Source organism: Solirubrobacter ginsenosidimutans, from assembly GCF_027587205.1.
The window spans coordinates 285935-299257 of record NZ_JAPDOD010000002.1; the positions used below are offsets into that span (position 1 = coordinate 285935).

At 71.3% G+C, this 13323-nt stretch carries 18 protein-coding genes and 1 tRNA gene; 8 read left to right on the plus strand and 11 right to left on the minus strand.

The features are described from left to right. The first annotated feature begins 65 nt into the window (after window positions 1-65). Window positions 66-1172 (plus strand): transaldolase, encoded by a 1107-nt coding sequence (gene tal, locus OM076_RS03790; RefSeq protein ID WP_270038061.1) that lies wholly within the window; start codon window positions 66-68, stop codon window positions 1170-1172. Here tal and OM076_RS03795 read toward each other — a convergent pair. From OM076_RS03795 to OM076_RS03820, 6 genes are read right to left on the minus strand one after another with little or no spacing between them, the layout of a single operon-like run. Next, on the minus strand, window positions 1159-1905 hold the full coding sequence (locus tag OM076_RS03795; protein WP_270038062.1) for an energy-coupling factor ABC transporter ATP-binding protein: 747 nt from the start codon (window positions 1903-1905) through the stop codon (window positions 1159-1161). The two genes, tal and OM076_RS03795, sit on opposite strands and share 14 nt — an antisense overlap. Further along, complete coding sequence (gene cbiQ, locus OM076_RS03800; protein ID WP_270038063.1) at window positions 1902-2660, minus strand: cobalt ECF transporter T component CbiQ; 759 nt, start codon at window positions 2658-2660, stop codon at window positions 1902-1904. The genes OM076_RS03795 and cbiQ overlap by 4 nt, the downstream gene beginning before the upstream one ends. Beyond that, window positions 2657-2941, minus strand: a complete 285-nt coding sequence (locus OM076_RS03805; protein WP_270038064.1) for a PDGLE domain-containing protein — start codon at window positions 2939-2941, stop codon at window positions 2657-2659. The genes cbiQ and OM076_RS03805 overlap by 4 nt, the downstream gene beginning before the upstream one ends. Beyond that, entirely contained in the window at window positions 2938-3573 is a 636-nt protein-coding gene (locus tag OM076_RS03810) for an energy-coupling factor ABC transporter permease (protein ID WP_270038066.1), read from the minus strand. The genes OM076_RS03805 and OM076_RS03810 overlap by 4 nt, the downstream gene beginning before the upstream one ends. Beyond that, a complete protein-coding gene (locus OM076_RS03815) occupies window positions 3560-4009 on the minus strand; it encodes a Fur family transcriptional regulator (RefSeq protein WP_270038068.1) in 450 nt (149 codons plus the stop codon). Before OM076_RS03815 ends, OM076_RS03810 begins: the two co-directional genes overlap by 14 nt. 47 nt (window positions 4010-4056) lie before the next feature. Continuing rightward, on the minus strand, window positions 4057-5361 hold the full coding sequence (locus OM076_RS03820; protein WP_270038070.1) for a nickel/cobalt transporter: 1305 nt from the start codon (window positions 5359-5361) through the stop codon (window positions 4057-4059). Window positions 5362-5435: 74 nt separating this feature from the next. Between OM076_RS03820 and OM076_RS03825 the strand changes: the two genes are divergently transcribed. Beyond that, window positions 5436-5909 (plus strand): GNAT family N-acetyltransferase, encoded by a 474-nt coding sequence (locus tag OM076_RS03825; RefSeq protein WP_270038072.1) that lies wholly within the window; start codon window positions 5436-5438, stop codon window positions 5907-5909. A 13-nt stretch (window positions 5910-5922) separates the two neighbouring features. Beyond that, a complete protein-coding gene (locus OM076_RS03830) occupies window positions 5923-6369 on the plus strand; it encodes a group II truncated hemoglobin (protein ID WP_270038073.1) in 447 nt (148 codons plus the stop codon). On the opposite strand, the gene OM076_RS03835 is transcribed toward OM076_RS03830, so the two are convergent. After that, window positions 6366-7106, minus strand: coding sequence for an SDR family oxidoreductase (locus OM076_RS03835; protein ID WP_270038074.1), 741 nt, complete (start codon window positions 7104-7106; stop codon window positions 6366-6368). The genes OM076_RS03830 and OM076_RS03835 overlap by 4 nt on opposite strands. Before the next feature lie 21 nt (window positions 7107-7127). Between OM076_RS03835 and OM076_RS03840 the strand changes: the two genes are divergently transcribed. Both OM076_RS03840 and OM076_RS03845 read left to right on the plus strand, forming a co-directional pair. Continuing rightward, window positions 7128-7454 carry a nuclear transport factor 2 family protein gene (locus OM076_RS03840; RefSeq protein WP_270038076.1) on the plus strand — a complete coding sequence of 109 codons (327 nt, stop codon included), beginning with the start codon at window positions 7128-7130 and terminating at the stop codon, window positions 7452-7454. Continuing rightward, window positions 7441-8106 carry a TetR/AcrR family transcriptional regulator gene (locus tag OM076_RS03845; RefSeq protein WP_270038078.1) on the plus strand — a complete coding sequence of 222 codons (666 nt, stop codon included), beginning with the start codon at window positions 7441-7443 and terminating at the stop codon, window positions 8104-8106. Before OM076_RS03840 ends, OM076_RS03845 begins: the two co-directional genes overlap by 14 nt. On the opposite strand, the gene OM076_RS03850 is transcribed toward OM076_RS03845, so the two are convergent. Next, window positions 8096-9172, minus strand: coding sequence for a winged helix DNA-binding domain-containing protein (locus tag OM076_RS03850; protein ID WP_270038081.1), 1077 nt, complete (start codon window positions 9170-9172; stop codon window positions 8096-8098). The genes OM076_RS03845 and OM076_RS03850 overlap by 11 nt on opposite strands. Window positions 9173-9185: 13 nt before the next feature. On the opposite strand from OM076_RS03850, the gene OM076_RS03855 reads away from it, so the two are divergent. The 3 genes from OM076_RS03855 to OM076_RS03865 are packed head-to-tail and all read left to right on the plus strand — an operon-like array spanning window position 9186 to window position 10856. Next, a complete protein-coding gene (locus tag OM076_RS03855; RefSeq protein ID WP_270038083.1) occupies window positions 9186-9578 on the plus strand; it encodes a VOC family protein in 393 nt (130 codons plus the stop codon). Between the two features lie 9 nt (window positions 9579-9587). Then, window positions 9588-10238, plus strand: coding sequence for an SDR family NAD(P)-dependent oxidoreductase (locus tag OM076_RS03860; protein ID WP_270038084.1), 651 nt, complete (start codon window positions 9588-9590; stop codon window positions 10236-10238). A gap of 51 nt (window positions 10239-10289) precedes the next feature. Then, window positions 10290-10856, plus strand: coding sequence for a cupin domain-containing protein (locus OM076_RS03865; protein WP_270038086.1), 567 nt, complete (start codon window positions 10290-10292; stop codon window positions 10854-10856). Here OM076_RS03865 and OM076_RS03870 read toward each other — a convergent pair. The 3 genes from OM076_RS03870 to OM076_RS03880 form a co-directional block, all read right to left on the minus strand. Continuing rightward, window positions 10838-12019: a low temperature requirement protein A gene (locus tag OM076_RS03870; protein WP_270038087.1), complete on the minus strand. Its 1182-nt coding sequence runs from the start codon at window positions 12017-12019 to the stop codon at window positions 10838-10840. The two genes, OM076_RS03865 and OM076_RS03870, sit on opposite strands and share 19 nt — an antisense overlap. A 24-nt stretch (window positions 12020-12043) precedes the next feature. After that, complete coding sequence (locus tag OM076_RS03875) at window positions 12044-13153, minus strand: S1 family peptidase (RefSeq protein ID WP_270038089.1); 1110 nt, start codon at window positions 13151-13153, stop codon at window positions 12044-12046. Between the two features lie 74 nt (window positions 13154-13227). Continuing rightward, window positions 13228-13314: transfer RNA gene (locus tag OM076_RS03880), tRNA-Ser, on the minus strand. Window positions 13315-13323 lie beyond the last annotated feature (9 nt).

Below are 13323 nucleotides of genomic sequence, written 5' to 3' on the forward strand. Positions count from 1 at the left end.
CAGCGGGAGTCGGCGGGGCATGTGACAATCAGACACGGCAGTTGCCGGAGACAAAAGGAGACGAAATGAGCGCCACCGCAGTGAACGAGCGCCTGGCCGCGCTGACAGCGGCGGGCACGAGCATCTGGCTGGACCAGCTTTCACGCGGATTGCTCGAAACAGGTGAGTTGGCCCGGATGGTGCAGGAGGAATCGCTGCGCGGCGTGACCTCCAACCCCGCGATCTTCGAGAAGTCGATCCTCGGCTCCGCCGACTACGACCCAGAGCTGAAGGCGCTCGCCGACGAGGGCAAGACCGCTCGTGAGATCTACCGCTCGATGGCGCTGCACGACGTCCAGGCGGCCTGCGACGTCCTGCGCCCGGTCTATGACGCGACCGGCGGCATCGACGGCTACGTGTCCTGGGAGGTCGCGCCGCGGCTCGCCCACGACACCGCCGGCACGCTTGAACAGGGCCGCATGTACTGGGACCTGGTCGACCGCCCGAACCTGATGATCAAGATCCCGGCGACCGAAGAGGGCATGCCGGCGATCGAGGAGGCCCTGTTCGACGGCCTCAACATCAACGTCACGCTGCTCTTCAGCGTCGCGGCGTACGAGCAGGTCATGGAGGCCTACATCCGCGCGATGGAGCGTCGCTTGGAGGCCGGCAAGCCGCTGGACCGCCACTCGGTCGCCTCGTTCTTCGTCTCGCGCGTCGACACCGAGGTCGACAAGCGCCTCGAGGGCCTCGGCAACACGGAGCTGCTGGGCACGGCCGGCCTGGCCAACGCCCGCGCGGCGTACAAGGCGTTCGAGCGGATCTTCTACGGCGAGCGCTTCGCCGCGCTGAAGGCCGCCGGCTGCCCGGTCCAGCGCCCGCTGTGGGCGTCGACGGGCGTCAAGAACCCGAACTACTCGCCGACGCTGTACGTCTGGGGCCTCGTGGGTCCCGACACCGTCAACACGATGCCGATGCCCGTGGTCAAGGCCGCCGGCTCGCAGGGCGAGGTCACCGGTCCGACCGCGGCCGACGATCCGACCGCCGACCTGAAGGCGCTCGCGGACGCCGGCATCGACATGGACGACGTGACCGACAAGCTGCTGCGCGACGGCATCGAGGCCTTCATGGTGCCGATGCAGAAGCTCCTGGACGGGATCGAGACCAAGCGGGTCGAGATCACCGGCGGCTGAGCAGTCGCAGATCGAAGCCGTCGGGCAGCTCCAGGTCGTGCGCGGCCAGGAGTTGCTCGTCGGCGAGGAGTTCGAGCGTGGGGCCGTCGGCGACGATCTTGCCCGCGCTCAGCAGCACGGCCCGCTCACAGAGGGCGGCCGCGAGCGGCAGATCGTGGGTGACGATCAGCAGCGTGCGCTCGATCCGGTCCAGTGTCTCGATCAGCTCGCGGCGGGTGCGCGGGTCGAGATTGGCGCTGGGCTCGTCGAGGACGAGCAGGCTCGGGTCCATCGCCAGGACGGTGGCGATCGCGACCCGCCGGCGCTGCCCGAGCGAGAGCTGGTGCGGCGCGCGGTCCGCGTGCTCGCCCATCCGCACGGCGGCGAGCGCCGTCTTCACGCGATCCTCGACCTCGGGCTTGGCGAGGCCGAGGTTGAGCGGGCCGAAGGCGACGTCCTCGCGCACGGTCGGCATGAACAGCTGATCGTCGGGGTCCTGGAAGATCAGGCCGACGCGGGCGCGCAGATCGCGGACGTCGTCGTGGCCGACGCGCAGGCCGGCGACCTCCAACTCGCCCGACTTCGCTTCCAGGAGCGCGTTGAGGTGCAGCATCAGCGTCGTCTTGCCGGCACCGTTGGGGCCGAGGACGGCGACGCGCTCGCCGTGGGTGATGTGCAGGTCGAGCCCGTCGAGCCCCGTGACCCCGTTGGGGTAGCTGAAGCGCAGGTCGCGGGCGTGGATGGCGCAGCTCATACGAGGACTCGGATCGCGAGGAGGGGCGTGGCGAGGGCGGCGAGGAAGAGGGTGTCGGTGCGGGTGAAGGCGAGCGTGTCCAGCCGCGGCATGTTCTGCCGCCAGCCGCGGGCGAGCATCGCGAGGTGCACCCGCTCCGCGCGCTCGTAGGTGCGCAGGAACAGGGCGGTCGCGACGCGGCCGATCGCCTGCGCCTGGAGGGCGTGCCTAGGCGCGTAGCCGCGGGCGGCGAGGGCGGCGCGCATCTGCTGGACCTCGTCGATGATCGTGAACAGGTAGCGGTACATGAACGCGGCGATCAGGATCAGGAGCTTCGGCGCCTTGAGTCGCTCGAGCGCGTGCAGGACGTCCGGGAAGCTCGTCGTCGCGCCGAGGATGACGGCGCTGAGCGTGCCGAGGATGGCCTTCGCGCTGACGGTGGCGAAGGTCTCCAAGCCGTCTTTCGACACGCTGATCGGGCCGAGGTCGATCCGCTCGCCGCGGCGCACGAAGGGGAGGAAGAGCGCGACGAACAGGACGAGCGGGAGCACCACGCGGGCGCGGGCCCAGATGGTTGCTGCCGGAACTCGTGCGAGGGCCGCGATCGCGATCAGCGCCGCGGCACAGGCCGCGTACACGGGCCAGGCGTCCAGCGGCGTGCTGACGGCCACGAACGTGATCGAGGCGAGTCCGACGAGCTTCGCCCGGGGGTCGAGGCGGTGGATCGGGCTGCGCGGGTCACCCGCGACGCCGGCGTGGAGGTGCTGGCCCGTCATGCGAGGGCCGGGCGCCTCCGCGCGATCTTCACGAGGCCGAAGCCGAGCGCGAAGACGAGCACGGTGCCGGTGAAGCCGGCGAGGCCCTTGGCGAGGCGCTCGTTGTGGACGCCGGGGAAGGCGTAGCCCTCGATCGGGCCGGCCTGGGTCTTCCCGGTGTCGCCGAATGCGTGATCGTCCGCGACGCGGTTCAGCCCGTCGGGCGAGGTCGACGCGAACGGCGACGCGGCGGTGGCGAGCCCGATCGCGAGGGCGAGCGCGAGGATCGTGAAGAGCTTCATGCCAGCACCGCGCGGCGGGTGACGAGGTCGGGGCGGGTCGTGAGCACGGCGCTGACGGCGGCGGCCGTGATCACGGCCTCGCCGATCCCGATCAGCAGGTGGGTGCCGAGCATCGCCGGGAGGACGGTGTGCAGCGGCACGGTGCCGGAGATCGCGAGCTCCAGTGACACGGCGGTCGCGCCGAGCATCACGGCGACCCAGGCGCCGATCGCGGCGATCGGCACGATCGCCCTGGGGGCGAGCCGGCGGGCGTAGTGCATGACCCCGCCGACCAGCAGCGCGCCGATCACGCCCATGTTGAGGATGTTCGCCCCGAGAGCGGTGATCCCGCCGTCGGCGAACACGAACGCCTGCACCCCGAGCACGACCGCCAGGGTCAGGCACGCGAGCCAGGGCCCGAGCAGGATCGCCGCGAGCGCCGCGCCGAGGAAGTGGCCGCTCGTCCCGCCGGCGACGGGGAAGTTGAGCATCTGGGCGGCGAAGATGAACGCCGCGGTGACGCCGAGCAGCGGCACGCGGCGCTCGTCGAGATCGGTGCTCGCCTTTCTCAACCCGACCCCGACGGCGACCGCGGCTGGAACAGCGCACGCGAGCGCGACATCGGTGGTCAGGAATCCATCAGGGATGTGCATGGCCTTCCTCCTGGCATGCGCGGCAGATGCCGACGATCGGGAAGTGGGTGAAGCGCGGGCGATAGCCGGTCTCGCGCTCGATCAACTGCTTGGCGGCTTCGAGCCGGTGCGAATCGAGCGTCTCGTGGGCGCCGCAGCGCTCGCAGGTGACGTACTCGATGTCCGCTCCGGCGAGCGAATAGAGGCCGGGTCCGTGGCCGAGATGGACGTGGCGGACGAGGCCGATCCCCTCGAGCGTGTCGAGGTTCCGGTACACGGAGGCGACGTCCCCTCCGCCGGCGAGCTCGTCGGCGGTCCGCGGCCGGCGGTCCGCGTAGAGCATCGCGAGCACCTGGCGGCGGGAGGCGGAGATCCGCAGACCGGACGTGCGGAGCGCGTCGAGGGCGGACTCGAGGTCGGGCGCATGCAGCGCCGGCGCGTGATGCGACAGCGTCATGCGCGGGAGTCTTCTGCGGCCCGGTCGCAATTGCAAGTGATTCGCACTTAGGCATTGAGCGTGGGGATCGCGTGGGCGGTCAGGACGCAGCCGACGACGACGATCGCCGTGGCGCTCAGCGCGGGCAGGGCGGTCATCGCGCGGCCCGGGAGCGGGAGCTTGCGGGCGTAGACGACGGCCAGGCCGAGCGAGGTCAGCGTGGCGGCGAGGCCCGCGCTGAAGACGACGATCAGCAGCATCCCGAGCGCGATCTGGTCCTGGCTGATCGCGCCGAGCAGGACGACGAGGGCGGACGGGCAGGGGATGATGCCGGCGGCGGCGCCCATCGCGAGCAGGCCTTTGCGGTCTTGCTCGTGGTGATGGTGATGGTGATGGTGGCCGCCCGGGCCGTGCGAGTGGCCGTGGTCGTGGTGGTGATGCGCGCGCTTCTTGAGGTGGCGCCGCAGGACGCTCGCCCCGACGCCGACCACGAGCAGGCCGGAGAGCAGGTTCAGCCACGGGAAGAGGTCCTCGGGCAGGACGTATTGGCTCAGACCGAGCGTGACCAGGCCGAGCGCGAACACGCCTGCGGTGTGGGTGGCGGTGACGATCCCGCCGAGCGCGATCGCGTCCCGCGGCTTCCCGCGCGTGCCCACGAGGTAGGCGGCGACCATCGCCTTGCCGTGCCCGGGGGAGAGCGCGTGGACCGCGCCCCAGCCGAAGGCCGCGACGAGCAGCAGGAGCAGCACGCCGTGGCCGTCGTCGAGGATGTTGGCGAAGCCGTCGATCGCCGCGCCGCCCTTGAGCCGCTTCGCCCCGGGTGCGTCGAGCGTGCCGGTGCCGGGCTTGACGGTGAAGGTCGCGTCGCGCAGGTCCTCGGGGCTCTTGAGGAGGTCCTTCGGGTAGGTGCGCAGGCCGTTCGTGGGGTCCGTCGCGGGGGCGGAGGCCTTCACGGCGGTGCCGCGCCCCGGCTTGGCGATGACGGCCTTCCAGCCGACGCGGCCGGGGAACGTCTGGTCCTGCACGCGGATATCGCGCGGGTCCTTGACGACGGCGCTCAGCGGCAGCACGACGCGGGTCGTGTTCAGACCGCCCTGCCCGGGCGGGTACGTGATCGTGGGCGTCCCCGCGCGCAGCGCGGCCGGGGCGCCGTTCACGGTGACCTTCAGCCGCCGCGCGACCTCCGCCTTCGCGTCGAAGTTCTTCTGGAACGTCGGGATCTCGGCGGCGTCGAGGACGTAGGTGACGTCGATGCGCTCGCTGGACACGCTGACCTCGGTCAGGTGGTTCATCGAGAAGTTGCCGAGCGGGTGCGCGGACGCCGTCGCGGGTAGGACGAGGAGTGCGGCGAGAGCGGCGAGGACGATGCGCATGTCCTCCGTTGCGCACCTGGCGCCCCGGCGGTTATAAGACTTGTTGCGAACCCGATGCAGTAGGACTCCGGTCCATGCTCCGAAGCGCCACGACTGACGATCTCGACGCCCTCGTCGCGCTCGCGTCCCGACCCGAGATCGCGCGCACGCTGGCCTTCGACACGGCGGCGACGCTGCCGTCGGTCTTCGAGGTGGCGTCCGGGGAGGTGCTGGTCATCGAGGATGGGGGCGTTCTGGTCGGCGGCGTCCGCTGGCACCTGACCAATCACCGCTCCCGGATCGCCGAGATCCGCACCCTGATGCTCTCCCCCGAGGCCCACGGCCGCGGCCTCGCCACCGCCGCGGTCCGCGCCCTCGCCGAACGCCTCTTCACGAAACACCGGCTCCACCGCGTCGAGGCCGAGGTCCTCGGTTTCAACCTCCCCGCCCAGAGCGTGTTCGAACGCGCCGGATTCGTCCGCGAGGGCATCCGCCGCCGCGCCTACAACCGCGAGGGCGGATGGCAGGACAGCGTCTTCTTCGGCCTGCTCGCCGACGAGTTCGTGTGATTCGATCCCCCGCATGCCGAGCCTCTATGAACACGCGGGCGGGGAGGAAGGCCTCCACCGGCTCGAGCAGCTCTTCTACGACAGCGTGCTGCGCGACCCGCTCCTGCAGCCGCTCTTCGGCGAGGGCCAGCCGCAGCACGTCGACCACCTGACGATGTTCACCGCCGAGTCCTTCGGCGGGCCGGACAGCTTCAGCCGCGAGCTGGGGTTCGCGCACCTGATCGCCGTCCACCGCGGGCTCGAGATCACCGAGGAGCAGCGCCTGCGGTTCGTCGAGCTCTACGTCGCCGCCTTCGACGCCGCCGGGATGCCCGGCGACGCGCCGTTCCGCGAGGCGGTGCTGGAGCACGTCGAGTTCGGCACCCAGGTGGCCAAGCAGAACTCCCACGCGCAGTCCGACGACGAGCTGCACCCGCTCCGCGAAGTGCCCCGTTGGACCTGGAGCGGCGACGACGACTAGACCGTCGGGAGGGTCCCGCCATCGATCACGTGCTCGGCGCCGGTGATCGCGGATGCGCGGTCCGAGAGCAGGAACGCGACGAGCTCGGCGACCTCCTCGGGCTGGGCGGGGCGGCCGAGCGGGATGCCGCCGAGGGAGTCCATGATCCGCTGCAGCGCGGCCTCGCGGTCAATGTCCTCGGTCGCGCTGATCCGGTCGACCAGCGCGTCAGCCCCGCCGGTTTGGATGAAGCCCGGGGACACGGTGTTGACGCGGACACCGTGCGGCGCGACCTCGTTCGCGAGGCCCTTGCTGTAGGTCGAGAGCGCGGCCTTGGCAGCGGCGTAGGCGAGCGTGGCGTCGAAGAGGGGCATGCGCCGCTGGATCGAGCTGACGTGCACGATCGCGCCGCGGCGGCGCTCGATCATGCCCGGCACCAGACCGCGATCGATCCGGACCGCTCCCAGCAGGTTGAGGTTGAGCTCGTCGAGCCAGTCCTGGTCGGTGAGCGCCGCAAAGCCGCCGGACGGGGTGTGCGAGCCGCCGACGACGTGGACGATCGCGTCGACGTCGCCCGCCCATTCGATGACGGCGTTCGCGCCCTCGGGAGTGGACGTGTCGGCGGCGAGCGAGTGCTCGTCATCCGGGGCGGAACGGGCCGTGACGAGCACGGTCGCGCCCTCGGCGCGCAGCTTGGCGGCGACGGCGGCGCCGGTGCCCTTGGTTCCGCCGGTTACGAGAACGCTATACGAATTCATGTAGCGCTACACTAGCGATCTATGAGCGCTACACCAGAGGTCATCGCCCGCTACCTCCGCGCCGCCGACGAGCAGGACTTCGCGACGCTCGCCGACTGCTTCGCCACCGACGGGGTCGCGATCGACGAGGGGCACACGTACGTCGGCCGCGACGCGATCCGCGGCTGGCGCGAGTCCGTCATCTCGAAGTACACGTACACGACCACGGTCACCGCGACCGAGCGCGTCGGCGACGACCGCTTCAATGTCGACGTCCACCTCGTCGGAGACTTCCCCGGTGGGGAGGCGAGCCTGACCGAGGCCTTCACCCTGCGTGACGGCCTGATCGCCCACCTTGCCATCGCCTGACACAAGCCCCCGGGATCGCCTGCTGCTCGCCGCCGCGGAGCTGCTGGAGGCCGCCCAGGGCGCCGAGGTCTCGACCCGCGCGATCACCGAGCGGGCGGGTGTCCAGGCGCCGACGCTCTACCACCACTTCGGCTCCAAGCGGGGCTTGGAGGACGCGGTGGCGACCCACGGCTTCAAGCGGTTCCTGGCCGAGCGCGAGGCGGCGGGCGCTTCGCTCGACCCGATCGACGACCTCCGCGAGGGCTGGGATCTGCACGTCCGCTACGGGCTCGAGAACCCGTCGTTCTACGGGCTCGTCTACGGCCGCGCGATCCCCGGCAAGCCCTGCGGGGTGGTCGCCGAGGTCGAGGCGATGATCTTGCGGGCGCTGGAGCCCGCGGCGCGCGCCGGCCGGCTGCGGGTGCCGGCGGAGCAGGCCGCGCGCGAGATCCTCGCCGCGAGCACGGGCGTGGTGCTGACGCTGATCACGCAGCCGGGCGACGATCTCTCGCTCTCGGATGACGTGCGCGACGCGGTCCTCGGCCGGATCGTCACCGCGGACGGCCCGGTCGCCGAGGCCGCCGCCGCGCTCGACGCCGTGCTCGGTCAGAGCGAGCTGAGCGAGGCCGAGACCGCGCTCTTGCGGGAGTGGCTCGCGCGCCTCACGCAGTGACGACGTGGTGCGCCTTGGCGCCCGGGTGGGCCCAGCGCACGAGCTTCTCGCCCTCCTCACGCACTGCGTCGTCCGCTGTGCCGGTGAGCGTCAGCGTCGCCTCGCGGCGCTTGACCTCGATCCCCCAGATGCCGGCCACGCGGCCGTCGACGAGGAACGTCGGCTTGACCTGGAGGTTCTTGCGCAGGTAGACGAGGTCGCGCAGCTCGTCCGGCACGATCCGCGTGCGGCGGTTGGAGGGGTAGGCGAGCAGGGCGGAGTCGAAGGCGGCGAGGAAGCGGGCCGGGGCGGGTGTGCCGGGGTCGGGGCGCGGCGCGTCGGGCAGGTCGAAGAGGCCGCCGTCGAACGTCTCGAGCTCCAGTGCCTGCAGTGCCGCGCGGACCGGTGGCACCCGCCAGCCGATCCAGCTCGCGACGTCCTCCGCCGAGGCGGGTCCGAAGGCCCGCAGGTGGCGCCGGATCACGGTGTCCAGGGCGCCGTCGGGCGCCGCCACGTCCGGCGCCGCGACGATCGCCGCGGGTGTCTTGCTCGTCCACTGCCCGTCCTCCGGGACGCGGTTCAGCGCGCTCCAGCGGACCAGCGGGCGCCACTTGTACTGCCGCTGCTCCGCGAGCTCCTCGTCGGCGATCGCGCCCGGGTGCGCATCGACCCAGGCATCGGCGAACGCGGCGATCGCCTCGCCGGTGCGTGGCGTCGCCGCGTACGCCAGCAGGGCGGATCGCAGCTCGCCGGAGGACGTCGCCTTCGTCCGCCGCCAGTCCGTCAGGCCCGACCCCTCGACGACCGCGTGGTATGCCGGGTGCTCGCGGGCGGAGACGAGGTGCAGCGTCGCGCGCAGATTGATGCCGGTGACGAGCTCGCCCCGCGCCAGCGCGTCGTACAGGTCGCCCGCCTCGAAGGCCCGCATCCGCGACCACAGCGCGAACGGCGGCGCGGCCCACGCTTGCGCCTGCAGCGCGCCGATCGCCTCGACGACCTCGACCACCGGCGCGTCGAACGGCTCGAGCAACCCCTGCCGCGCGAGCAGCGCGCGATTGAGCCACCGATCAGTTTCCGTGCCTGCCATCGTCGGAACGTATATGCCACACATCAATCAGGTCTCCGTCGTGGTCATACCGGTGCGAGATCAGGAAACGGCGGTCGGCTTCTACACGCGCGTGCTCGGCTTCGAGATCCGCTCGGACTTCACCTATGAGACGGGGGAGCGGTGGGTCGAGGTCGTCGCGCCCGGCGCGCCCACGTCGCTGGTGCTCGTCAAGAGCGACGAGGCCGGCATCGAGACGCGGGTGATCCTGAGCAGCACCGACGTCGAGGGTGATCGCGCCGAGTTCGCGGCCGCAGGCGTCGACGTGAGCGAGATCCTCGGCCACGAACTGATCGTCTGGGGCGGCGCCCCGCTGGCCGGCAACCCCGCGATGTTCTTCCTGCGCGACCCCGACGGCAACTCGATCCTGATCGTCGCTTCGGCTTAGTCTGGAGACATGTCGCTTGTGATCGTCGGCGCCGGGCCGAACCTCGGCCTCGCCATCGCCCGCCGCTTCGGGCGCGAAGGATTCTCCGTGGGGCTCGTGTCGCGCAACCAGGCCAAGCTCGACGACCTCGCCGGGCAGTTGCGCTCCGACGGCATCACGGCAGCGGCCGCCGCCGCCGACATCCGCGACAGCGACGCGCTCGCCGCGGCCATCCGCTCGCTCGCGGGCGAGCTGGGGGAGGTCGAGGTGCTCGAGTACTCGCCGCTGCCTGCCCGCGAGTTCATGAAGCCGATCCTCGAGACGACCGCCGCCGACGTCCTCGGCCCGCTCGAGTTCAGCGTCCTCGGCGCGGTCGCCGCCGCCCAGGCCGTCGTCGGCCCGATGCTCGAGGCCGGGCGCGGCACGATCCTCTACACGACCGGCGGCGCGGCGATCAAGCCCTACCCGCTGCGCGCCGGCGTGGGCATCTCCTTCGCGGGCGAGGTCGCCTACGCCCGGATGCTCAACGAGGAGCTCGCGCCGCGCGGCATCCACGTCGCGCACACGGCGATCGCGGGCCGGATCGCCGCGGGCGGCGACCACGAGCCGGCGGACATCGCCGAGGTGCTCTGGTCCCATCACGTGGATCGCGGCGCGTTCCAGACGGCGATCGGCTTCTGAGCGGGGGTCGGGAGGGGATCGAACGGGGGGCGTGCCGGCGTCATAGCCGGCATGACCAGAATCGATGTCGATCCGTCCCGGCGGATCGTGAACCCCGTGCAGGGCGACGCCGTGACGTACCTCGAGACGAGCAAGGAGTCGGGCGGCGTGCGCTCGCTCGGTGAGCTCGAGGTCGCGCCGGGCGGGAAGGTCACCCCGCACTACCACCGCAGCTACACCGAGCGCTTCAAGGTGCTCTCCGGCCGCCTGACCCTGATGATCGACGGCGAGGACTGGATCCTCGGGCCCGGCGAGGAGGCGACGGTTCCCGTCGGGACGCTGCACGCCTGGTCGAACACGAGCGGCGAGACCGCCGTCGCGGAGGTCGAGCTCCGGCCCGGGCAGCCGGGCTTCGAGCTCTCCCTGCAGGTGGCCTACGGGCTCGCGCGGGACGGCAAGGTGCTCAAGAACGGCATGCCGCGCAACCCGCTGCACACCGCGCTGCTGCTCGACTGGGGCGACGGGAAGAAGCCGGGCGTCTACGCGGTGCTCGGGCTCGTCTTCCGGCTGCTCGCCGTGGTCGCGCGGGCGCTCGGCACCGATCGCCGGCTGCAGGCGCGCTACTCGCGCCCGATGTAGGCCGCCACGTCTTCGTCCTCCTGCCGGTCGCCGGTCCGCCAGGCGAGCGCGGCACACGTCACCGCGAGCGCCGCGAGCAGCCACAGGTAGGGGTGGGGCGAGAGCGTCTCGTGCAGCCGGCCGAGCTGGAAGATCGCGACCAGCAGCACGAGCCGCGCGGCCCGTCCCGCGCGGTTCGTCGTGACCATGAACACGCGCGTGCTCAGCAGGTACATGCCGATGGCGATGCACGGCAGCCAGTACGCGATCCGTGGCGGGTCCTCCTCCAGCAGCAGGCCGACGCCCGAGGCGACCAGCAGCAGCGAGAACGAGGGGAGCATGTGGCCCACGGCGAAGATCGCTCGCGCCATCGTGGGTGATCCGCCGGAGAGCTCCAGCACCTTGAGATTGACCTCGGCGGCGGCGTCGAAGTACAGCCACCACAACGCGGCCGCGAGGATCATCGCCGCGACCAGGGCGCCCCAGCCGTCGAAGCTGTCCACGTGGGCGTTGGCCGCCGCCTGGCCCGCCTCGACCACCACCTCGCCGAGCAGGATGATCAGGAACAGGCCGAAGCGCTCGGCGAAGTGGTGCGAATCGATCGCCTCCTGCGGGTTCGCCGGCACCAGTTCCTTGAAGCTGCGCGTCTCGCGCATCCGCCGCGTGGCCTTACGGTCCTCATGCAGCAGCGCACCGGACTCCTGCGCGATCGCGAGCGCCCACAGCACGTAGCGCAGGGGCTCCGGCACCCAGATCGAGACGACGAAGAGCGCGATCGAGATCCCGTAGGCGATGGTGATCCGCCCGCGCAGCACCTCCCGCCACGCGCCGCCCCAGCCGTTGGCGATCGCGAGGACCACGCGGGTGGCGGCCAGGCTGAGGGCAAACACCGTGACGTCCCCCGTCGAGGCGGGCGCGATCGCGACCGCCGCGACGCCCGTGGGCACGCTCCCGGCGAGGAACAGCAGCCGCTGCGGCGCCTTGTCGACGCCGAAGCGGTTGTAGAGGACCGAGAAGCCGATCCACGTCCACCACAGCGTGAAGAAGAGCCCGAGCGCGATCCAGACGCTGCGCATCTCCGGCTCGTCGACGATCAGGTGGGCGAGCTCGCCGACGGCGAGGACGAAGATCAGGTCGAGGTAGAGCTCGACCCACGAGACCCGCTTGCCCTCGCCGTCGTTCACACGGCGGCATCTTGCCGGACCCCGCTATCCGGCGACGGTCGGCGAATAGACGGTCCAGTGGCCGCTGGCGTTCGTGGCCGTGACCGAGCAGGCGAGCTGCTTCCCGCGGGTCTTCGTGGTGCCGGTCTTGAAGCGGCTCGTCGTGGCGCCCTTGATCGCGGTCAGCGGGTGCGGCTGCTGCGGGATCAGGTGACCCTTGAAGCGCGGGATGCCCCAGTGATAGGTGATCTTCGCGGGCGAGCCCGTGAAGGCGGGCGCGTGGCAGGTGAGCGTGGACTTGCCGGTGAGCGTGACCTTGTCCTGCGTGAAGGGCAGCAGGACGGGGTGCGCCGCGGTCAGGAAGTCGTGGAACTTCGAGACACGCATCCAGACGGCCGGCAGGTGCGCCTGGCCACAGCCCTTCTCCTTGACCTCGGAGCCCCAGCTCGTGACGCCGATCTGCACCGGCCCGTTCGGCGTTTGGGCGAGCAGCGGCCCGCCACTGTCGCCGGCGCAGGGCTGGGTGAGCGGCGCGCTTTCGTCCTGCCCGCAGATGTCGGTGTCGAGGACTGCGTGCGGATAGGCCTTCAGGCAGCTCGGCTTGCTGATCAGCCGCAGGTCGCCGCCCTGGAGCGGGAGGCGCGGCGGGAGCACGCCGGGCTTCACCGGCTGGGTGTCGCCGTAGCCGAGCAGGCGCACGCCGGTCCCGGGCTGCTCGAGTGCCGCGTCGTCGGGTCCGGCGATCGCGACCGGTGTGACGTCCGGCACCGGCCGATCGAGCAGGATCAGGGCGACGTCGTTGACCGCGGTCGCGTTCTGCGGGCGCTTGTGGGCAAAGGGGAAGGCGAGCTTGAACCCGGGCGCGATCGAGACGCCCTTGACGCCGTACGTGTCGGCCTTGGGGAGGTTGGCGAAGTCGGGATTCGCGACGCCGATCGTGAGGATGAACCGGTTGCCGACGCCCTGGTCGATGCAGTGGGCGGCGGTCAGGACGCGGTCGGGGGCGATCAGCGTTCCGGTGCAGGAGCCGAGGTTGGCGACGAACGGCACGGTCTTGACGTCGACCGTCGTGCCGCCGGAGACCGCCAGCGCGGGTGCCGCGATCGTCAACCCGGCCGCAGCCACGATCGCGAGGAGAGATGGGGAGGCTCGCATCACCTCGAAGCTACGGCGCTTTCGGGGGTGCGCCAATCGGTGATCGACCCTGGAGTTTCTTTATGAGCGTGGAGCGGAAGGGGTGGGATTCGAACCCACGGAGGACTTGCGCCCTCTCCGGTTTTCAAGACCGGTGCGATAGACCACTCTGCCACCCTTCCGAACAGCGA